Annotated in this window: 18 protein-coding genes; 7 read left to right on the top strand and 11 right to left on the bottom strand. The window is 70.0% G+C overall.

Going from position 1 to position 21,223, the window contains the following annotated elements; genetic code table 11:
- Positions 1–28: 28 nt before the first annotated feature.
- The 8 genes from tldD to mreB all read right to left on the bottom strand — a co-directional run bounded on the left by tldD (position 29) and on the right by mreB (position 11,053).
- Positions 29–1,471, bottom strand: a complete 1,443-nt coding sequence (gene tldD, locus H610_RS0114105; RefSeq protein ID WP_028240269.1) for a metalloprotease TldD — start codon at positions 1,469–1,471, stop codon at positions 29–31.
- 2 nt (positions 1,472–1,473) lie between these two features.
- Positions 1,474–2,316, bottom strand: a complete 843-nt coding sequence (locus H610_RS0114100) for a carbon-nitrogen hydrolase family protein (RefSeq protein WP_028240268.1) — start codon at positions 2,314–2,316, stop codon at positions 1,474–1,476.
- Between the two features lie 103 nt (positions 2,317–2,419).
- Positions 2,420–6,238 (bottom strand): YhdP family protein, encoded by a 3,819-nt coding sequence (locus tag H610_RS0114095; RefSeq protein ID WP_408054998.1) that lies wholly within the window; start codon positions 6,236–6,238, stop codon positions 2,420–2,422.
- Between the two features lie 25 nt (positions 6,239–6,263).
- Positions 6,264–7,721, bottom strand: a complete 1,458-nt coding sequence (rng, locus tag H610_RS0114090; RefSeq protein ID WP_028240266.1) for a ribonuclease G — start codon at positions 7,719–7,721, stop codon at positions 6,264–6,266.
- A gap of 62 nt (positions 7,722–7,783) precedes the next feature.
- Positions 7,784–8,371 (bottom strand): Maf family protein, encoded by a 588-nt coding sequence (locus H610_RS0114085; RefSeq protein ID WP_028240265.1) that lies wholly within the window; start codon positions 8,369–8,371, stop codon positions 7,784–7,786.
- Positions 8,372–8,422: 51 nt separating this feature from the next.
- Positions 8,423–8,914, bottom strand: coding sequence for a rod shape-determining protein MreD (mreD, locus tag H610_RS0114080; protein WP_028240264.1), 492 nt, complete (start codon positions 8,912–8,914; stop codon positions 8,423–8,425).
- On the bottom strand, positions 8,911–9,891 hold the full coding sequence (mreC, locus tag H610_RS0114075) for a rod shape-determining protein MreC (RefSeq protein WP_028240263.1): 981 nt from the start codon (positions 9,889–9,891) through the stop codon (positions 8,911–8,913). The genes mreD and mreC overlap by 4 nt, the downstream gene beginning before the upstream one ends.
- Positions 9,892–10,015: 124 nt before the next feature.
- On the bottom strand, positions 10,016–11,053 hold the full coding sequence (gene mreB / locus H610_RS0114070) for a rod shape-determining protein MreB (RefSeq protein WP_028240262.1): 1,038 nt from the start codon (positions 11,051–11,053) through the stop codon (positions 10,016–10,018).
- A 305-nt stretch (positions 11,054–11,358) separates the two neighbouring features.
- Between mreB and gatC the strand changes: the two genes are divergently transcribed.
- The 6 genes from gatC to H610_RS0114040 all read left to right on the top strand — a co-directional run bounded on the left by gatC (position 11,359) and on the right by H610_RS0114040 (position 17,458).
- Positions 11,359–11,646 carry an Asp-tRNA(Asn)/Glu-tRNA(Gln) amidotransferase subunit GatC gene (gene gatC, locus H610_RS0114065; protein ID WP_028240261.1) on the top strand — a complete coding sequence of 96 codons (288 nt, stop codon included), beginning with the start codon at positions 11,359–11,361 and terminating at the stop codon, positions 11,644–11,646.
- A gap of 14 nt (positions 11,647–11,660) precedes the next feature.
- Positions 11,661–13,112, top strand: a complete 1,452-nt coding sequence (gatA, locus tag H610_RS0114060; RefSeq protein WP_028240260.1) for an Asp-tRNA(Asn)/Glu-tRNA(Gln) amidotransferase subunit GatA — start codon at positions 11,661–11,663, stop codon at positions 13,110–13,112.
- Positions 13,113–13,218: 106 nt separating this feature from the next.
- Positions 13,219–14,667: an Asp-tRNA(Asn)/Glu-tRNA(Gln) amidotransferase subunit GatB gene (gatB, locus tag H610_RS0114055; protein ID WP_028240259.1), complete on the top strand. Its 1,449-nt coding sequence runs from the start codon at positions 13,219–13,221 to the stop codon at positions 14,665–14,667.
- 162 nt (positions 14,668–14,829) lie between these two features.
- Entirely contained in the window at positions 14,830–15,249 is a 420-nt protein-coding gene (locus H610_RS0114050) for a septal ring lytic transglycosylase RlpA family protein (RefSeq protein ID WP_028240258.1), read from the top strand.
- 15 nt (positions 15,250–15,264) lie between these two features.
- Positions 15,265–16,341: a calcium/sodium antiporter gene (locus H610_RS0114045; RefSeq protein ID WP_028240257.1), complete on the top strand. Its 1,077-nt coding sequence runs from the start codon at positions 15,265–15,267 to the stop codon at positions 16,339–16,341.
- 25 nt (positions 16,342–16,366) lie between these two features.
- On the top strand, positions 16,367–17,458 hold the full coding sequence (locus tag H610_RS0114040) for a calcium/sodium antiporter (RefSeq protein WP_028240256.1): 1,092 nt from the start codon (positions 16,367–16,369) through the stop codon (positions 17,456–17,458).
- Between the two features lie 4 nt (positions 17,459–17,462).
- On the opposite strand, the gene H610_RS0114035 is transcribed toward H610_RS0114040, so the two are convergent.
- From H610_RS0114035 to H610_RS0114025, 3 genes are all read right to left on the bottom strand, one after another.
- The gene (locus H610_RS0114035) at positions 17,463–18,404 is read right to left on the bottom strand and encodes an AEC family transporter (RefSeq protein WP_028240255.1); all 942 of its coding nucleotides are present in this window, start codon (positions 18,402–18,404) and stop codon (positions 17,463–17,465) included.
- 107 nt (positions 18,405–18,511) lie between these two features.
- Complete coding sequence (locus H610_RS0114030; protein WP_028240254.1) at positions 18,512–19,072, bottom strand: response regulator transcription factor; 561 nt, start codon at positions 19,070–19,072, stop codon at positions 18,512–18,514.
- Positions 19,073–19,091: 19 nt separating this feature from the next.
- Positions 19,092–20,345, bottom strand: coding sequence for an ATP-binding protein (locus tag H610_RS0114025; RefSeq protein ID WP_028240253.1), 1,254 nt, complete (start codon positions 20,343–20,345; stop codon positions 19,092–19,094).
- A gap of 144 nt (positions 20,346–20,489) precedes the next feature.
- Between H610_RS0114025 and H610_RS0114020 the strand changes: the two genes are divergently transcribed.
- Entirely contained in the window at positions 20,490–21,191 is a 702-nt protein-coding gene (locus H610_RS0114020; protein WP_028240252.1) for an SIMPL domain-containing protein, read from the top strand.
- Positions 21,192–21,223: the final 32 nt, after the last annotated feature.

The raw sequence follows: 21,223 nt of genomic DNA, 5'->3' as shown, positions 1-21,223 counted from the left end.
TTCCAGCCTTCCAGCCTTCAGCGATTCTTCAGGCGCCGGTCCCCCCCACCGTTATCGCATCGATCTTCAGCGTCGGCTGCCCCACGCCCACCGGCACCGACTGGCCGTCCTTGCCGCAGGTGCCGACTCCGCTGTCCAGCGACAGGTCGTTGCCCACCATCGACACCCGCGTCATCACCTCCGGGCCATTGCCGATCAGGGTCGCGCCTTTGACCGGCGCGGTGACTTTGCCGTCCTCGATCAGGTAGGCCTCGCTGGTGGAGAAGACGAACTTGCCGCTGGTGATGTCCACCTGCCCGCCGCCGAGGCTGGCGCAGAAGATGCCCTTCTTCACCGAGGCGATGATTTCCGCCGGGTCGCTTTCGCCGGCGAGCATGTAGGTGTTGGTCATTCGCGGCATCGGCAGGTGCGCGTAGGACTCGCGCCGGCCGTTGCCGGTGGGCCTCACGCCCATCAGGCGTGCGTTGAGCTTGTCCTGCATGTAGCCCTTGAGCACGCCGTTCTCGATCAGGGTGGTGCACTGGGTCGGCGTGCCCTCGTCGTCGACGCTGAGCGAACCGCGGCGGTTGGCCAGGGTGCCGTCGTCGACGATGGTGCACAGCGACGAGGCCACCGGCTGGCCGATGCGCCCGCTGTAGGCCGAGCTGCCCTTGCGGTTGAAGTCGCCCTCCAGGCCATGGCCGACCGCCTCGTGCAGCAGCACGCCGGACCAGCCCGGGCCGAGCACCACCGGCAGCGTGCCGGCCGGCGCCGGTACCGCCTCGAGGTTGACCAGCGCCTGGCGCAGCGCCTCGCGGGCATAGCCCATGGCGCGGTCCTCGTCGAGGAAGAAGTCGTAGCCGGTGCGCCCGCCGCCGCCCTGGCCGCCGCGCTCGCGGCGGCCGTTCTGCTCGACGATCACGCTGACGTTGAAGCGCACCAGCGGGCGGATGTCGGCGGCCAGGTCGCCGTCCAGCCCGGCCACCAGCACGTGGTCCCAGACCCCGGCCAGGCTCACGGTGACCTGCTTGATGCGCGGATCGAGCGCGCGGGTGGCGGCGTCGATGCGTTTGAGCAGCTCGACCTTCTCCGCACGGCCGAGGCCTTCGAGCGGGTTGTCGGCCCGGTACAGCGGCGAAAAGCGTGCATCGTTCAGCACCGCGACCTGGCGCGACTCGCCGCTGCGGGCGATCGAGCGGGCGGCCACCGCGGCCTGGCGCAGCGCATCGGTGGTGATCGCGTTGCTGTAGGCGAAGCCGGTCTTCTCCCCTGACAGCGCGCGCACGCCGACGCCGCGCTCGAGGTGGAAGCCGCCCTCCTTGACGATGCCATCCTCCAGCACCCAGGACTCGGTGATCTGGTCCTGGAAATAGAGGTCGGCGGCGTCCACGCCCGGGCCGGCCAGCTCGCCGAGGAAGCCCGGCAGGTCGTCCAGGCCGAGCCCGGTGGGAGCCAGCAGGCGTTCGGTAACGGGTAACAGCAGTTCAGTCATGTCTACTCCGAAGTGCCGGCCAGATGCGGCACGGAAAAACGTCGGTGGCGCGCCACCGGCATGCGCTGGCGGATGGAGGCCTGTTCGGCGGCGTCGCGGGCCGCCACCAGTGCGCCCTCGCCCTCCGGCTGGGCGGCGACCAGCCGCCCCCAGGGATCGACGATCGCCGAATGCCCGTAGGTGCGGCGACCGCCGGGATGCTCGCCGGACTGCGCGGCCGCCAGCAGATAGCACTGGGTCTCGATCGCCCGTGCGCGCAGCAGTGCTTCCCAGTGCGCCGCGCCGGTCACCGTGGTGAATGCCGAAGGCGCGCTGATCAGCTCGGCACCGGCGGCGGCCAGAGCCACGTAGAGCTCGGCGAAGCGCAGGTCGTAGCAGACGCTCAGGCCCAGGCGGCCGACCGGCGTGTCGACGACTACCAGGCTATGACCCCGCGCGTAGTCGTCCGATTCCCGGTAGCGACCCCGGCTGTCGGCGACCTCGACGTCGAACAGGTGCAGCTTGTCGTAGCGCGCGACGCGTTCGCCGTGCGCGTCGTAGACCAGCGAGCAGGCGCGCGGCTTGCCCTCCGGCTCGTCATCGGCCGGCAGCGGCAGCGTCCCGGCGACGATCCACAGCTCGAGTTCGCGCGCGGTGCGCGCCAGCCAGGGCAGCACCGGCCCCTCGCCGCGGAGTTCGGCACGGCCGAGCGCGGCCAGGTCGGCGCGCCCCATGGCGGCGAAGTTCTCCGGCAGCACCGCCAGGCGCGCACCGCCGGCCGCCGCCTGCTCCAGCAGGCGACGGGCCTGCCGCAGGTTGGCGGCGACGTCCGCCTGGGTGTTCATCTGGATGACCGAAAGCGACATGGCGGGTCCGGGCTGGGCTCTGGGAAGCACCGGTTGGCCGGCGCACGAACCGCTAGCCTGCAGCAAAACGACCAACCCGCCTAGCCCGTCGCGGCGGATCGGGTCATTCGGCGGGCTTCTCGAACGGGCGGTCGAAGGTGATGCTCGGCGCCTGCCAGGGGCCCTCGACCCGGTACTGCACGCTGGCGAACCGCGCCACCCGGTCGCCGAGCAGCTTGTCGGCGATGAACAGCGCGCCGCCGATGGCCGGCGCGCCGGCGATGATCGCCGCCAGCGGCAGGTTGTTGCTCACCGGCAGGGTGACCAGCAACCGGGCGTCGATGCGGTCGCTGCGCATGTCCAGCGTGCCGTTGAGCTCGAGGTTGCTCGACGGGCCGGTCAGCGTCAGCGGCTCGCGGGTCCTGTAGACCCCCTCGGCGACGTCCAGCCGCCCGCGCACCCGGTCGTAGCTCAGGCCGCGGTCGAGCAGGTCGGAGAAATCCAGGCGCAGGCGGCGGCCGATGGAATTGAGGTTGAGCAGGCCGAATACCCGCAGCGCCTGAGCGCCGCCTTCCATTTCCACCAGTTGGCCCTCGCGCAACTGCGGCGACAGCGTGCCGGACAGCCGCTCGAGGCCGAACCAGGCCGGCGAGCCCGGCCAGCGGGCGTCAACGTCGAGCTGGAAGGCGCGACTCGTCACCGAGGGCTCCAGGCCCCAGGCGGCGAGCACCTCGGCCAGGTTCCCGCCCTGCAGGCGGCCGCGATACCAGCTCTGCCCGCCGCTCCAGCCGCCGCTGCCGCCGAGCTGCAGCCCGCGCAGCTGGAAGGCCAGGTCGCGGAACTCGACGCCGCCGCCCACCGGCCGCAGCTTCAGCGAACCGCCGCCGAGCAGCGCGTCACCCTGCAGCAGGCGCTCGACGCCGATGTCCAGCGCCGGCAACCCCGCCGGATCGACGCCGGCCAGGGGATCGGCGGTGCGCGGCGGCGCCGCCGGGTCCGCTTCCGGCAGGCGCAGGTGGCGGAGCGCGACGACGATGGGCTGGTCCGGCCGGTCGGCCAGCCGCAGCGTGCCGCCGACCCGCTCGCTGTCTAGCCCGACGCGCCAGGCCGCGCCCTCGCGCGTCAGCTGGACGTCCAGGTTTTCGATGGTCTGGCCGAAGCCGTCGAAGCGGTCGATCTGCAACCGCCCGGCGCGCAGCAGCGGCGCCTCCGCGGCGCCTGCGTTGCCATCGCCAGCGGCCGGCAGGTAGCGGGCCAGCGTCTCGCGCCAGGCGGCCCAGTCCAGCTGCGCGACGCGCCCGCGGACACGCACGCCGTCGCCGTCCGGCAGCACGGCGGCCGCGCCGCCAAGGCTCAGCTCGCCGCGCCCTTGCAGCGGGCGCTGCTCGGGCGCGGCGTAGGCGAGGCTGGCCAGCGCCGCCTGGGTCAGCTCGTAGTGCCGCTCGGGGCCTTGCAGGGTCATGCGGAACGAGCTGTCGCGCCGCTCCGAGGCCGGCTTGCCGAAGGGCGCCGGCAGGTCCACCGTCGCCCCCAGCAGCGAAGAGTGCACCCGCAATTCGCTGGCGGCACCGGCCAGTTCGAGCTGCAACTGGTACGGCAGCGTGCCGGACATCGGCTGCGGCCTGTCGAAGCCGAGCCAGCGGGTCAGGCGCTCGACCTCGATCTGCCCCTGCGCCTCGACGCGGCTGGCCGGCGCGCCGGCCTTGCCGGTGGCGACGATGCGCCCGCGCACCGGCTGCCCGAACGCCACCGCGCGCAGCGACTCGGCGGCCAGGCCGCGAGCGGTGTCGTACTGGAAGGCCCCGGCGATCTCGTCCAGTTGCAGCGCCGGCGTCGTCAGCTTCAGCTGCGCGCCCTCGGTCTCGAAACGGGCGACCACCTGCGGCGTGCCCTTGCCCAGCGGCAGGTCGAGGTCCAGCGTGCCGCTCAGCGGGCCGCTGGCGGACCAGCCGTCGAACACCTCGGCGGTGCCGATCGGCGCCTGCTGGAGGATCTGCAGGGCATCGCCCGCCGTGCCTTCGAGACGCCCGTTCAGCCGCAGCCGCGGCGTACGACCGTCGTGCGTGAGCGGTATTTCGGCATTGGCCTCGAGGATCCGGGTATCGAGCAGGCGCCCGCGGTCCAGGCGCACGCGCACGCCGTCGTCCTCGATCAGCACCTCGCCGCGGGCCCTGCGCAGCGCCGGCCAGCCCGGCTGGAACGCCAGTTCCGCATCGCTCACCCGGAAATACAGGCTCAGGCTGCGCGAGCCGGGGTCGGCGCCCTGCAGCGCGCCCTGGTACTCGAAATAGCCCTGCTCGATGGTCCCACCGCGGATCGCCTCGCGCAGCCAGTCGACCAGCGCCGGGCTCATCGCCGGCGACAGGGTCGGCAGGTAGCGTTCGGCGAAACGCGCGTCGCCCTGGCTGAGCCCGACGCGCAGGTCCATGTAGTCCTCCGCCTCCGGGTCCCTCAGCAGGCGGATGAACATGTCGCCGGCCAGGCGCCCTTCCTCGCCGTCCAGGCGCATGTAGGGAATCGACAGCGTGGTCTCGTCGCTGGAATGCGTCCAGCGTAGCCGACCCTGGGCCTGCCGGTAGCGCCAGGCCTGCGGGAACAGCTGGTCGAGCTGAAAGAGGAAATCCGTGGAGGACAGGCGCGCTTCGCCCCCGCCGAGATCGCCGGCCAGGCTGCCGTCGACGTTGTCCACCGTCGGGATGCCGCGCCAGCCGGAAATGCCGGCCCGCGCGACATTGGCTTCATAGCGCAGGCGCCCGTTCGGGTCGGCGTTCGGCCGGTACTCCAGCCGGACGTTGCCGAGCCGGCCGTGCGGCTGCATCTGCGCGAGCGCCTCGCGGGCACCGTCCGACAGCGGCAGCAGGGCGGCGGCCAGCGGCACCAGCGGCGCCAGCTCCAGGCGGTCGGCCTGCAGCAGCCAGCGCGGCTGCAGCTGCTCGCTCTCGCGGACCTGCTCGATGGCGACGCGGGTCTCGCCCCAGCGCGTCTGCCCGTCGCTGAAGGCCAGGCCGTCGAGCAGCAGCCGGTAGCCTTCCTCGCTGCGCCTGGCGTAGGCGGTCAGCGCCAGGTCGCGCAGGCTGACGCCCGGCTGCGCCTCGCGGGCGCCGGCCAGCAGCGGCGCATGCAGTCGCAGGGTGGCCGCCTGCAGGGCCTGTTCACGCCAGCGCAGCCAGAGTTCGCCGCCGGCCTGCAGGCTGTCGAGCCGCCAGTCGCCGAAGCGCTCGGGCAGCCATTCGGCCCACTGGCTCTGCGGCAGGCTCAGGTAGCCGTCCAGTTCGGCGTCGCGCCAGCGCGACGGCGTGGCCTGCCCGCGCAGCTGCAGGGCGAGCGGCTGACCGTCGGGCAGGATCACCCGGCCGTCGAGGCGCAGGCGGTCGCCGGCGCTGGTCAGGTCGAAGTCGGCGTAGGTGAGGGTGAGCGGCGCGCGCGCATGGGCCTCGAAGGTGACCTGGCTGTCGCGCACGCGCAGCTCGCCGAGCCGACGCAGGCCGGCGAGGATGCGTTCGGGGTCGGGCGCCGCCTGCTCATCGTGCGCCACGAAACCGGGCAGCCGCCAGCGCCCGTCCGGCAGTTGCTCGAGCTCGAGGTGGGCGCCTTCGAGCTCGGCGCTGGCCAGCTGCGGCGTGCGCTGCCAGAGCGATTCGAATACGTCCGGCACCAGCGTCACGCTGTCGATGCGCACCGCGCCCGGGCCTTCGCCGATGCGCAGGTCGCGCGCCACGATCTGCGGCGCGAAGGCGCGCCACCCGCCTTCGACCGCGCCGAGGGCAACCGGCTGCTGCAGGGCCTGTTCGAGGCGCTCGCGGATCTCGCCGCGGTACTCGGCCACCAGCGGCACCAGCTGGCGCCCGAGGCTGACGTACAACCCCGCCGCCACCAGCGCCCAGGCCAGCAGCCACAACAGCCGCCGGCCGAAGCCCGCCAGCATCCCGCCCATCCGCCTCACCCCCGGCCGACCGCCTGCTGCCGCATCAGAGCAGCACCACGTCGTACTGCTCCTGGGAGTACATGCTCTCGACCTGGAACTTGATCGGCCGGCCGATGAAGCTTTCCAGATCGGCGACGTTGCCGGACTCCTCGTCCAGCAGCCGGTCGACTACCTTCTGGTTGGCCAGCACGCGGTAGCCCTCGGCCTGGTAGGCGCGGGCCTCGCGCAGGATTTCGCGGAAGATCTCGTAGCACACGGTCTCCGGGGTCTTCAGCTTGCCGCGCCCCTGGCAGCTGCTGCAGGGCTCGCAGAGCACCTGCTCGAGACTCTCGCGGGTGCGCTTGCGGGTCATCTGCACCAGCCCGAGCTCGGTGATGCCGATGATGTTGGTCTTGGCGTGGTCGCGGTCGAGCTGCTTCTCCAGCGTACGCAGCACCTGGCGGCGGTGCTCCTCGTCCTCCATGTCGATGAAGTCGATGATGATGATCCCGCCGATATTGCGCAGGCGCAGCTGGCGGGCGATCGCGGTGGCCGCCTCGAGGTTGGTCTTGAAGATGGTCTCTTCCAGCGTGCGGTGGCCGACGAAGGCGCCGGTGTTGACGTCGATGGTGGTCATCGCCTCGGCCGGGTCGATCACCAGATAGCCGCCGGACTTGAGCAGCACCTTGCGCTCGAGCGCCTTCTGGATCTCGTCCTCGACGCCGTAGAGGTCGAAGATCGGCCGCTCGCCGGGGTAGTGCTCCAGGCGGTCGCCGAGTTCCGGCATCAGTTCCGCGACGAACTGGGTGATCTTCTGGAAATTCTCCCGCGAATCGACGCGGATCTTCTCGATGCGCGGGTTGACCAGGTCGCGCAGGGTGCGGATCGGCAGCGCCAGGTCCTCGTAGATCACCGAAGGGGTGCCCGCCGTCTTCGTCTGCGCGGCGATCTGGTCCCACAGCCGGCGCAGATAGCGGATGTCCACCAGCAGCTCCTCGGCGCCGGCGCCCTCGGCGGCGGTGCGCAGGATGAAGCCGCCGGCCTCCTCGATGCCCTCGGCGGCGACGCAATCGGTCACCACCTGCTTGAGCCGCTCGCGCTCGGCCTCGTCCTCGATGCGCAGCGAGATGCCGACGTGCGCGGTGCGCGGCATGTAGACCAGGTAGCGCGAGGGGATCGACAGCTGGGTGGTCAGCCGCGCGCCCTTGGTACCGATCGGATCCTTGGTGACCTGCACCACCAGGCTCTGCCCCTCGTGCACCAGCGCGCCGATCGGCTCGACGGCATTGCCCTCGCGGGTGGAGATTTCCGAGGCATGGATGAAGGCCGCCCGGTCCAGGCCGATGTCGACGAAGGCCGCCTGCATACCCGGCAGCACTCGCACCACCTTGCCCTTGTAGATATTGCCGACGATGCCCCGGCGCTGGGTACGCTCGACATGCACCTCCTGCAGCACGCCGTTCTCCACCACCGCCACCCGCGATTCCATCGGGGTGATGTTCATCAGGATTTCTTCACTCATGGTCAGTCCTCGACAGGGCGCGGGCGTCGTGCCCGCACGGCTGGCGCCTGGGCAACGGCTTCTCAGCCGTGTGGCCGCCAGCCATGGAATCCGAACAGCTCCAGCATCTGCGAGGTTTCGCACAACGGCAGCCCCACCACCGCACTGTAGCTGCCCTCTATGCGTTCGACGAATACCGCGCCGAGGCCCTGGATGCCGTAGGCACCGGCCTTGTCCGCCGGCTCGCCGGTAGCCCAGTAGGCGTCAATTTCACCCGCCCCCAGGGGCCGGAACCAGACCCGCGTGGTAACCACCTTTGACAGGCAGCGGTCGGCGTCGGCGATCGCCACCGCGGTCATCACCTCGTGGGCGCGGCCGGACAGCGCGCCGAGCATGCTGCGCGCGTCGGCCTGGTCGCGCGGCTTGCCGAGGATCCGGCCATCGAGCACCACGGCGGTGTCGGAACCGAGCACGCAGGCACCGGCCGCCTCGCGCGTATGCAGCACGCGCAGCGCCTTGGCCCGTGCCAGGCGTTCGACGTAGGCATCAGGCGCCTCGCCGGGCAGCGGCGTCTCGTCGACGGGCGACACCCGCACGCTGAAGGCCACGCCGATCTGGCTCAGCAGTTCGGCGCGCCGGGGCGATGCGGAGGCGAGATAGAGCGTGCTCATGCAACCTCTCCGGTCGTCGGGGGCACGCCAGCGTGCGGCCGTGCCGAAACTTCAATTCACCTGCAGCCGCAGGCGCAGGCTGCGCAGGGCCACGAACATCCAGGGCCAGAGCAGCGCGCTGACCAGCACCGGCAGGAGGAAGGGCAGCGTCGGCGGCGGCGGGCTGCCGGACAGCACGTTCAGCCACAGCTGCACCAGTTGCGACAGGCCGAGTACCACCAGCAGCACCAGGCTCTGCTGCCACATGGGGAACATCCGCAGCCGCTGCTGCAGCAGCAGAATGAGGAAAGCCACCAGGGTCAGCACCAGCGCATTCTGGCCGAGCAGCGTGCCATAAAGCACGTCGGCCGCCACGCCGAGCAGCCAGGCGCTGCCCATGCCGACCCGGTGCGGCAGGTACAGCGTCCAGTAGCTGATGAACAGCGCCAGCCACAGCGGCCGGCCGATCTCCATGAACGCCGGCATCGGCGCCACGCTGAGCAGCAGGCCGAGAGCGAAGGTGAGCCAGATCGCCCAGCCGTTGTTCGGTCGTGAACCGATCATTGGCGGGCCCCCTCGGCCGGGGCGGCGGGTGCCGGTGCCGCGGGCGCGGCTGCCGGCGCTTCGGTCGGGGTATTCGCGCCGTTCGCGGCATCGGGCGCGGCGGTGCCGCGGTTCGGCTTGAGCGGCGCCGGAGCGGATTCGCCGGCTTCCTCGGCGGCGATCGCCGAGTCGTTCGCGCGCTGCTCGGGCGTACGCCGGTCGGTGAATACCAGCAGCAGATAACGGCTGCGGTTGAGCGCGGCGGTCGGCACCGCGCGGACGATGGCGAACGGCTGGCCGGAGTCGTGGATCACTTCCTTGACGGTGGCCACCGGGTAGCCGGACGGGAACCGCTGGCCGAGGCCGGAGCTGACCAGCAGGTCGCCTTCCTTGATGTCGGCGGTGTCGGCGACGTGGCGCAGTTCCAGCCGCTCCGGGTTGCCGGTGCCGCTGGCGACGGCGCGCAGGCCATTGCGGTTGACCTGCACGGGAATGCTGTGGGTGCTGTCGGTGAGCAACAGCACGCGCGCGGTATAGGGCATCACCTCGACCACCTGACCCATCAGCCCGCGGGCGTCGAGCACCGGCTGGCCGAGGAACACGCCGTCCTTCTCGCCCTTGTCGATGAGGATGCGGTGGGTGTAGGGGTTGGGATCGACGCCGATCAGCTCGGCCGCCAGCACCTCGTCGTCGACCAGCGCGGAGGAGTTGAGCAGTTCGCGCAGGCGCACGTTCTGCTCGGTCAGCGCGGCGAGCTTCTGCAGGCGCCGCTGCATCAGCAGCACCTCGGCCTGCAGCTTCTCGTTCTCGGCCATCAGCGTGCTGCGGCTGGTGAACTGCTCGGTGGTGCGCTCCCACAGGCGCACCGGCACCTCGGCCAGCCAGTAGAAGGGGCTGAGGACCAGGCCGAGCTGGCTGCGCACCGGCTTGAGCACCTCCAGGCGCGCATCGACCACCATCAGCGCGACGGACAGCACGACGAGCGCCAGCAGGCGCACGCCGAACGAAGGCCCTTTAGCGAATAGCGGTTTTATGGCGAGGTCCTCGCAACGACGGGCTCGAGGCCGCAGGCCTCAGGCAAGGGGAGCTCGGCCAGCCGTTTGCCGCCCGCAGCCTGCCGCCTCATTCGGTCGACAGCAGGTCCATGGTGTGACGATCCATCATTTCCAGCGCACGGCCACCGCCGCGCGCGACACAGGTCAGCGGGTCCTCGGCAACGATCACCGGCAGCCCGGTCTCCTGGGCCAACAGCTTGTCGAGGTCGCGCAGCAGCGCGCCGCCACCGGTCAGCACCAGGCCGCGCTCGGCGATGTCGGCGGCCAGTTCCGGCGGCGACTGCTCCAGGGCGCTCTTGACCGCCTGGACGATGGTGGCGAGGGATTCCTGGAGCGCTTCGAGCACTTCGGCGGAATTGAGCGTGAAGCTGCGCGGCACGCCCTCGGCGAGGTTGCGGCCGCGCACGTCCACTTCGCGCAGCTCGGAGCCCGGGAACGCCGTGCCGATTTCCTGTTTGATGCGTTCGGCGGTGGATTCGCCGATCAGGCTGCCGTAGTTGCGGCGCACGTAGGTGACGATGGATTCGTCGAAGCGGTCGCCACCGACGCGCACGGACTCGGCGTAAACCACGCCGTTGAGCGAGATCAGCGCGATCTCGGTGGTGCCGCCGCCGATGTCGACGACCATCGAGCCGCGGGCCTCCTCGACCGGCAGGCCGGCGCCGATGGCCGCGGCCATCGGCTCTTCGATCAGGAACACTTCACGCGCGCCGGCGCCGAGGGCCGATTCGCGGATGGCACGGCGTTCGACCTGGGTCGACTTGCAGGGCACGCAGATCAGCACGCGCGGGCTGGGCTGCAGGAAGCTGTTCTCGTGAACCTTGTTGATGAAGTACTGCAGCATCTTCTCGCAGACGCTGAAGTCGGCGATCACGCCGTCCTTCATCGGGCGGATGGCATTGATGTTGCCTGGGGTCCGGCCGAGCATGCGCTTGGCTTCGGTACCCACCGCCACCACGCTCTTCTGATTGCCGTGGTTGCGAATGGCGACTACCGAGGGTTCGTTGAGGACGATGCCCCGATCGCGCACATATATAAGGGTATTGGCAGTGCCCAGGTCGATCGACAGATCGCTGGAAAACATGCCACGCAGTTTCTTGAACATGGAGAGAGGGCCCTGGGGCAAACGCGTGGGGAAAAAAGTGCGGCAAACTCTAACAACGGGGCTCGCTTAGGGCAAGGCGCAACGCCCGCGGCTTGACCGGTTCGTGAACCCTGCACGAAGCCCGCGCGGCGCGCCCTGCAGCCCCTCGGCAAAGCCTCCGGCACAGCCCCGCGCTACCGGGCCCGGACCCAACATGCTAGATTGCCGCCTTTTCCGGGCCACCCTTTCCCGGCAGGCCCGGCGGCCTTTTCCGCCGGCCCGCCCGACGGAAGGTCGCGCCCGATTCGCTTCCGCTGGAGATTCCGATGGCGCTTGAACGCTCCGAGGTGGAAAAGATCGCCCATCTGGCCCGCCTGGGCCTGGACGAGGCCGACCTGCCCCGCACCACCGAGACCCTCAACAACATCCTCGGCCTGATCGACCGCATGCAGGCCGTCGACACCACCGGCGTCGAGCCGCTCGCGCACCCGCTGGAGACCACCCAGCGCCTGCGCGCCGACCAGGTCACCGAGCGCAACCAGCGTGACCAGTACCAGGCGGTCGCGCCCGCGGTCGAGGACGGCCTGTACCTGGTGCCGAAGGTGATCGAGTGATGGAGCACACCGACATGCATCGACTCACCCTCGCGCAGATCGCCCGCGGCCTGGCCGACAAGGCGTTTTCCGCCGAAGAGCTGACCCGTGCGCTGCTGGCGCGCATCGCCGAGCACGACGGCACGCTCAACAGCTTCATCACCGTCACCGAGGAGCGCGCGCTGGAACAGGCACGGGCCGCCGACGCCCGTCGCGCCGCCGGCGAGCAGGGCGCCCTGCTCGGCGCGCCGATCGCGCACAAGGACCTGTTCTGCACCAAGGGCGTGCTGACCACCTGCGGCTCGAAGATCCTGCACAACTTCGTCTCGCCCTACGACGCCACCGTGGTCGAGAAGCTCACCGCCGCCGGCGCGGTGAGCCTCGGCAAGCTGAACATGGACGAGTTCGCCATGGGCTCGGCCAACGAATCCAGCCACTACGGCCCGGTGAAGAACCCCTGGGACCTGTCGCGCGTGCCCGGCGGCTCCTCCGGCGGCTCGGCCGCAGCCATCGCCGCGCGCCTGCTGCCCGCCGCCACCGGCACCGACACCGGCGGCTCGATCCGCCAGCCCGCCGCGCTCACCGGCCTGACCGGATTGAAGCCCACCTACGGCCGGGTGTCGCGCTGGGGCATGGTCGCCTACGCCTCCAGCCTCGACCAGGCCGGACCGATGGCGCGCAGCGCCGAGGACTGCGCCCTGCTGCTGCAGGCCATGGCCGGGCTCGACCCCAAGGATTCGACCAGCGTCGACCAGCCGGTCGACGACTACCTGGCGGCGCTGAACCAGCCGCTGGCCGGGCTGCGCATCGGCCTGCCGAAGGAGTACTTCGGCGAAGGCCTGGATGCCAGGATCGCCGACAAGGTGCTGGCCGTGGTCGAGGTGCTGAAGACGCTCGGCGCCACGGTGAAGGACATCAGCCTGCCGAACACCCGGCACGCGATCCCTTCCTATTACGTGATCGCGCCGGCCGAGGCCAGCTCCAACCTGTCGCGCTTCGACGGCGTGCGCTTCGGCTATCGCTGCGAGAACCCCGTCGACCTCACCGACCTGTACAAGCGCTCGCGCGCCGAGGGCTTCGGCGACGAGGTCAAGCGCCGCATCATGGTCGGCACCTACGCGCTCTCGGCCGGCTACTACGATGCCTACTACCTGAAGGCGCAGCGCATCCGCCGGCTGATCAAGAACGACTTCGTCGAGGCCTTCGGCGAGGTCGACCTGATCCTCGGCCCGACCACGCCGAATCTCGCCTGGAAGCTCGGCGAGAAGAACGCCGACCCGGTCTCGGCCTACCTGGAAGACATCTACACCATCACCGCCAACCTCGCCGGCATCCCCGGCCTGTCGATGCCCGCGGGCTTCATCGACGGCCTGCCGGTGGGCGTGCAGCTGCTGGCGCCCTATTTCCAGGAAAGCCGCCTGCTCAACGTCGCTCACCAGTACCAGCAGGTCACCGACTGGCACAAACAAGCCCCAGAAAGCTTTTAACCATGGCGCAGCCATGCGACCTTTCCCCCTCTCCCGCCGGGAGAGGGTGGCGCAAAGCGCCGGGTGAGGGACGCTGGCGGCGACACCCCGTTACAGGAATCGCACCATGCAATGGGAAACCGTGATCGGGCTCGAGATCCACGCTCAGCTCGCCACCGCATCGAAGATCTTCTCCGGCAGCGCCACCACCTTCGGCGCGGAACCGAACACCCAGGCCAGCCTGGTCGACCTGGGCATGCCCGGCGTGCTGCCGGTGCTCAATGAGAACGCCGTGCGCATGGCCTGCATGTTCGGCCTGGCGGTCGACGCCGAGATCGGCGAGCGCAACGTGTTCGCGCGCAAGAACTACTTCTACCCGGACCTGCCCAAGGGCTACCAGACCAGCCAGATGGACCACCCCATCGTCGGCAGGGGCTTTCTCGACATCACCCTCGAGGACGGCACCAGCAAGCGCATCGGCATCACCCGCGCGCACCTCGAAGAGGACGCCGGCAAGAGCCTGCACGAAGACTTCCACGGCATGAGCGGCATCGACCTCAACCGCGCCGGCACGCCGCTGCTGGAAATCGTCTCCGAGCCGGACATTCGCTCGGCCAAGGAAGCGGTCGCCTACGTCAAGGCGATCCACGCGCTGGTGCGCTACCTGGGCATCTGCGACGGCAACATGGCCGAGGGCTCGCTGCGCTGCGACTGCAACGTCTCGGTGCGGCCCAAGGGTCAGGCCGAATTCGGCACTCGCGCCGAGATCAAGAACGTCAACTCCTTCCGCTTCATCGAGAAGGCGATCAATCACGAGGTGCAGCGCCAGATCGAACTGATCGAGGACGGCGGCAAGGTGGTGCAGGAAACCCGCCTGTACGACCCGAACAAGGACGAAACGCGCTCCATGCGCAGCAAGGAAGAAGCCAACGACTACCGCTACTTCCCCTGCCCCGACCTGCTGCCGGTGGTGATCGAGCGCAGCTTCCTCGAGGAGCTGCGCACGCAGCTGCCGGAGCTGCCGGTGCAGAAGCGCGAGCGCTTCGAACGCGAGTTCGGCCTGTCGGCCTACGACGCCAGCGTGCTCTCGGCCAGCCGCGAGATGGCCGACTACTTCGAACAGGTCAACGCCACCTGCGGCGACGCCAAGCTCGCCGCCAACTGGGTGATGGGCGAGCTGTCCAGCCTGCTGAACAAGGACAACCTGGACATCGAGCAGTCGCCGGTCTCGGCCGGGCAGCTGGGCGGCCTGATCCTGCGCATCAAGGACAACACCATCAGCGGCAAGATCGCCAAGATGGTGTTCGAGGCGCTGGCCGGCGGCGAAGGCGCGAGCGCCGACGAGGTCATCGAACGGAAGGGCCTCAAGCAGGTGACCGACAGCGGCGCCATCGAGGCGATGCTCGACGAGGTGCTGGCGGCCAATGCCGCGCAGGTCGAACAGTACCGCGCCAGCGACGAAGCCAAGCGCGGCAAGATGTTCGGCTTCTTCGTCGGCCAGGCGATGAAAGCGTCCAGGGGCAAGGCCAACCCGCAACAGGTCAACGAGCTGCTGAAGAAGAAGCTCGAGGGCTGAAGCACCGGGTTACGGTCGGCGCTGAACGAAATCCCCTCACCCATGCTCGAATGGGCGTTGCGCAGGCCTGCACGCGACGGGTGGGCGTGCGGTAGCGCCGCCTGCCCGCTGACGGCAGGGTCGGAGGCCTGCTGCGCCGTCATCGACAGGAAGGGCTCCCCCATGCGCCTCTCGTTGCGTTCCCCGCTCATCGCCCTGCTGGCGGCCGTGCTGCTGGCCAGTTGCGCCGAGGTTCCCACGCCGCGCCCCGGCGCCGACCGCGAGCCGGCGCCGGCCCCGCGCGAGCGGCATTTCAGCCAGGAAGGCAAGGCCTCGTTCTACGCCCGCATGCACCACGGGGAGCGCACCGCGAACGGCGAGCGTCACGACCAGAATGCGCTGGTCGCCGCGCACCGCTCGCTGCCCTTCGGCACGCAGGTGCGGGTGACCAACCTGGACAACGGGCGCCAGGTCACGGTGCGCATCAACGACCGCGGCCCCTACCAGACCGGCCGCATCATCGACCTGTCGCGCGCCGCGGCGCGCAAGCTCGGCATGCTCGACGACGGCGTGGTCCGCGTGCGTATCGAAGCCGACCTCTGAACCGACGGAGCGTGGATGTCACTGACCACTTTCGCCTTTCTCGTCGCCGGCCTGGTGCTGCTGGTGATCGGCGCCGAAGCCCTGGTACGCGGCGCTTCCAGGCTGGCCGTGCGCATCGGCCTGTCGCCGCTGGCGATCGGGCTGACCGTGGTCGCCTTCGGCACCAGCGCGCCCGAGGCGGCGGTGAGCGTCCAGGCGGCCTTCAGCGGCAGCGGCGACATCGCGGTGGGCAACGTGCTCGGCAGCAACATCGCCAACATCCTGCTGATTCTCGGCCTCTCGGCGCTGATCGCGCCGCTGTCGGTGTCGCGCCAGCTGGTGCGGCTCGACGTGCCGGTGATGATCGGCGCCGGCGTGCTGACCTACGCGCTGGCCTGGAACGGCCGGCTGGGACGATTGGAGGGCCTGCTGCTGCTCGCCGGCATCGTGGTCTACACCCTCACGCTGTTCCTGCTCAGCCGTCGCGGCCAGGCCACCCCACCGGCCATCGAGGCGGACATGCCCGAGGTGCGCCCGAGCCGCTTGGCCTGGCTCACCGACCTGCTGCTGGTGACCCTCGGCCTGGTGCTGCTGGTCGGCGGCGCCAGGCTGCTGGTCGAGGGCGCGGTCACCCTGGCCCGGGCGCTGGGCCTGTCGGAGCTGCTCATCGGGCTCACGGTGGTGGCGGTCGGCACCAGCCTGCCGGAACTGGCGACCTCGATGCTGGCGGTGCTGCGCGGACAGCGGGACATCGCGGTGGGCAACGTGGTCGGCAGTTCGATCTTCAACCTGCTGCTGGTGATCGGCGCGGCGGCGGTGGCCGCGGCGGACGGCCTGTCGATTTCGCCGAACGCGCTGGCGTTCGATTTCCCGGTGATGCTCGCGGTGTTCGTCGCCTGCCTGCCGATCTTCTTCTCCGGCTACCACATCAACCGCTGGGAGGGGCTGCTGTTCTTCGCCTACTACCTGGCCTACACCCTCTATCTGGTACTGTTCGCCACCGGCCTGCCGGCCCTCGAACTGTTCCGTCACGCGATGACCTGGTACGCGCTGCCGCTGACCTGCACCGTCGTGCTGGTGACCTTCCTGCGTGCCCTCAGGCACCCGCGCTGACCTTGCCCCACAGGAGAGCTTCCCCGTGACGCTGATGACTTTCGTGTACCTGATCGCCGGCCTCGTCCTGCTCGTCGCCGGCGCCGAGGTGCTGGTGCGCGGTGCCGCGCGGCTGGCGGCGCAGTTCGGCATCCCGCCGCTGATCATCGGCCTGACGGTGGTGGCCTTCGGCACCAGCGCCCCGGAGACCGCGGTCAGCGTGCAGGCCTCGCTGGCGGGCAGCGGCGACATCGCGATCGGCAACGTGATCGGCAGCAACATCGCCAACGTGCTGCTGATCCTCGGCGCGACCGCGCTGATCGCCCCGCTGGTGGTGTCGCGCCAGCTGATCCGCCTCGACGTGCCGATCATGATCGGCGCCAGCCTGGTGACCTACGCGCTGGCCCTCAACGGCACGCTGAGCCGTCTCGACGGCGCCCTGCTGTTCGCCGGCGTGCTGGCCTACACCCTGTTCCTGATCGTCAGCAGTCGCAAGGAGAAGGCCGCCGCGGACGACGAGTTCGCCGAGGAATACGGCGTCGAGCAGGCCGCCAAGCCCTACGCCTGGTTGATCAACGCGGTGCTGGTGATCGCCGGCCTGGTGCTGCTGGTGCTCGGTTCGGACTTCCTGGTGGAGGGCGCCGTGTCGCTGGCGCGCGCGCTCGGCCTGTCGGAACTGGTCATCGGCCTGACGGTGATCGCCGTCGGCACCTCGCTGCCCGAGCTGGCAACCTCGGTCATGGCGGCCATCCGCGGCGAGCGCGACATCGCCGTTGGCAACATCGTCGGCAGCAACATCTTCAACCTGCTCTGCGTGCTCGGGCTGGCCGCGCTGGTGTCGCCGCAGCCGATTCCGGTCGCCGCCAACGCGCTGGCCTTCGACTTCCCTGTGATGATCGCGGTGGCGATCGCCTGCCTGCCGATCTTCTTCACCGGCTACAGCATCGCGCGCTGGGAAGGCCTGCTGTTCGTCGCCTACTACGTGGCCTACACCACCTACCTGGTGATGGCCAGCACCGGCCGGCCGCTGGCCGAGGTGTTCGGCCACGCCGTGGTCGGCTACGCCCTGCCGCTGACCGCCGTCACCCTGCTGGTGCTGGCCACGCGCGCCTGGCGCAGCCAGCGCGGCCAGGCCTGAGCGGTCAGATCCAGCCGAGGCTCAGCAGCAACAGCATGCCGAGGTTGATGGTCAGCGCCCCGCCCAGCGTGGTCAGCACGATGATGGCCGCGGCGAGCTGGTAGTTGGCGTTGGCCGCCCGCGCCATCACGTAGCTGGCGGCGGCGGTCGGGCTGGCGAAATAGAGGAACAGCACGCCCAGCTCCGGGCCGCGGAACCCCAGCAGCCAGGCGATCAGGGTGAACACCGCCGGAAACCAGACCATCTTCATCAGGCTCGAGCCGATCGCCGGGCCGCGCCCCTCGCGCAGCGCCGAGAGCGACAGCGATCCGCCGATGCAGATCAGCGCCAGCGGCAGCGACATCTCGCCGAAGTACATGCCGGAGGTCAGCACCCACGCCGGCAGCTGGATCTTCCAGTAGGCGAACGGAATGGCCGAGACCACGCCGATCACCAGCGGGTTCCTGGCGATGCTGAGGGCGATGGCGCGCACGCTGGCCCCGCCGCTGGGGTTGTAGATCGCCAGGATGATCGCCGACAGCCCGTTGTAGACGAGGATCACCGCGCCGGCCAGCAGGCCGCCGAGCGACAGCCCGAGGTCGCCGTAGAGGCTGGTCGCCAGCGCCAGGCCGACCACCCCGTTGTTGCCGCGGAACGCCCCCTGCACGTATACCGCGCGCTCCTGCACCGGTACCCGCCAGCAGGCCCAGGCCCAGATGAGGAAGAAGCCGGCGACGTTGGCCAGCAGGAAGTAGGCCAGCAGCGCCGGCTGCAGCGCGGTCTCCAGGTCGGCCTTGAGGATCGAGAGGAACAGCAGGGTCGGCATGGTCGCGTTGAACACCAGCTTCGAGGCGGTGTTCATGAAGGCGTCGTCGATCGCGCGCAGGCGCTTGAGCGCCATGCCCAGCAGCAGCATGACGAAGACCGGCGCGGTAACGCTGAACGTCTGGAGGAGGAGCGCGAGCATGGGCGGGGCGGATCGGCTGACAGAGGCCGATATGTTAAAGAATTTGTCAGCCGCTTGGGTGACTGCCGTGCGCCCGCGTTAGCGGGCGCACGGAGCGGCCTGCCCGCTCAGCGCCTGACCGGGCGCTTCTGCAGCTTGCGCTGGAGCGTGCGGCGGTGCATGCCCAGCGCGCGGGCGGTGGCGGAGATGTTGCCGTCGTGGTCGGCGAGCACCCGCTGGATGTGCTCCCACTGCAGGCGGTCCACCGACATCGGGTTTTCCGGTACCAGGCTGTCGAGGTCGGCATGCTCGGAAAGCAGCGCGGCGAGCACGTCGTCGGCGTCGGCCGGCTTGCACAGATAGTTGCAGGCGCCGCGCTTGATCGCCTCCACCGCGGTGGCGATGCTCGAGTAGCCGGTCAGGATCAGCACGCGCATTTCGGCGTCGAGCTCGAGCAGCTTGGGCAGCAGCACCAGCCCGGAGTCGCCCTCCATCTTCAGGTCCAGCACCGCGTAGTCCGGCGTGTCCTGGCGGGCCAGCATCAGGCCTTCGTCGGCGGACCCGGCGATGCTCACGCGCAGCCCGCGCCGGCTCATCGCGCGCGCCATCACGCGGGTGAAGGTGGGATCGTCGTCGACCAGCAGCAGATGGGGCTGCTCTTCGCCGTCGAGCGTCGTCTCGTCTGTCATGTCAGCTCCTCGGTTGGCGTCAGGGTCTGGCCACGCCGTGCGGCAGGCGCAGCTCGGTCAATGTGCCGCCATCCTCGTGGTTGTACAACTTCACCGTGCCGCCGGCGCGGGTCACGCTGGCCTGGCTGAGGAACAGGCCGAGGCCGAAACCCTTGCCCTTGGTGGTGAAGAACGGCCGGCCGATCTGTTCGGCGATGGCCAGCGGCACGCCCGGCCCGTGGTCGCGGATGGTCAGCTTGACCCACTGCGCGTCCCAGTCCAGGCGGATGTCGAGGTTTTCCGGCGAGGCGTCGGTGGCGTTGTTCAGCAGGTTCAGCAGCGCCTGGCTGAGGTCGGCCGGCGGCATCAGCCGTGGCGCGCTGCCGCGGCCGAGGCTCTGGAAGCGGTAGGTCGCCTCGGGTCGCATCAGGTGCCAGCGCCGCAGCACCGCGTCGACCCATTCCAGCGCGGTCTGCTCGCGGATCGCCTGGCGGCGGTCGGCCTCGGCGGCGCGCACCAGTTGCTGCAGGCTCTCCTTGCACAGCTGCACCTGCGCCTGCAGCAGGCCGAGGTCGTCCTGCAGCTGCGGGTCGCGGTGCTCCTGGCGCAGCTCCTTGAGCAGCACGCTCATGGTCGCCAGCGGGGTGCCCAGTTCGTGCGCCGCGCCGGCGGCCTGGGTGGCCACCGCCAGCAGTTGCTGGTCGCGCATGCTTTCCTCGCGGCGCTGCGCCTGGCGCTGTTCCTGGCGGCGCAGCTCCTCGGCCATGCGCGCGACGAAGAAGGTGATCAGCCCGGCCGCCAGCACGAAGCTCAGCCACATGCCGTAGATCTGCAGCGTGGCGCGATAACCGGGCGGCAGGTCGAGCGGGTCGTACCAGGCCAGCAGCAGCGTGTAGGCGGCCAGGGCGAGGCCGGAGAGGACGATCGAGTACAGCCAGGGCAGCGTGGCCGCGGCGATGGTCAGCGGCACCAGGTAGTAGGAGACGAAGGGGTTGGTCGAACCGCCGGTGTAGTACAGCAGCACGCTGTGGATGATCAGGTCGACGCCCAGGTGCGCCGCGTATTCCTGCTCGGTGACCGGCCAGGGACCGCGCAGGCGCAGCGCGGTGGCCAGGCACAGCGCCGCCGAGACGGCCAGGGTGACGCACAGCGCGAGCCAGGGCAGCGGCAGCAGGTGGATGGCATAGGCCATTCCGACGGAGCCAGCCTGGGCGGCGAGGACGAGGACACGGATGAGCGTCAGGCGCAGCAGGTTCTGGCGACTGGCCGACAGCAGCTGGACGGGTGCGTACATGAGGTCTCCAATGACCGGCGGAGTATAACGAAGCCCGTCACAGCCCTATTGACGTGCGGCAACGCGACGCAGAGAAAGGCTGCGCAACCAGGGCTCGCGCGCTAGAGTCAGCGCGATCCATTTCCTCTCCACAAGGAACGCACCATGCCTGCCACTCGCTTTCTGCCTGCCGCCCTGCTGCTGATGTCCGGCGCCCTCGCCCAGCTTCCGGCCCACGCCGACGAGCCGCGCTACAACCAGGTCTCCCTGCGTGCCGAGGTCAGCAGCGAAGTCGCCCGCGACCTCATGCACGTCACCCTCTTCACCGAATCGCAGAGTGAGGACCCCGCGCAGCTGGCCGCCCAGACCACCCGCACGCTGAACGCCGCACTCGAGCGCGCGCGCAAGGCCAAGGGGGTGACCGTCAGCCAGGGCAACCGCAACAGCTACCCGGTCTACAGCGAGAAAGGCGAGCGCATCAGCGGCTGGCGCGAACGCGCCGAGCTGCGCCTGGAAAGCGCCGACTTCGCCGCGCTGTCGCAGCTCACCGCCGAGCTGATGCAGACCCTGAAGATGGGCGAAATGCGCTTTAGCGTGTCCGACGTCATCCGCAAGGAAAACGAGGATGCGCTGCTGGAGAATGCCGTGGCCGCCTTCCGCGCGCGCGCCGAGCTGGCGACCCGGGCGCTGGGCGGCAGCGGCTACCGCATCGTCTCGCTCAACCTCGGCTCCGGCGGCTTCCAGCCGATGGCTCGCGGCGTGGCGATGAAGGCCATGATGGATTCGGCGCCCGCCGCCGAGATCGAGGCCGGCACCCAGCAGTTGACCGTCAACGCCGACGGCGTCATCGAAGTGCAGATGCCCTAGGGTCTGTTGCCGTTTCGCCGCGAGCCACCTTG

It is taken from the genome of Stutzerimonas azotifigens DSM 17556, from assembly GCF_000425625.1.
Classification (GTDB): Bacteria; Pseudomonadota; Gammaproteobacteria; order Pseudomonadales; family Pseudomonadaceae; genus Stutzerimonas; species Stutzerimonas azotifigens.
This window is presented reverse-complemented; position numbering and strand designations above follow the sequence as displayed.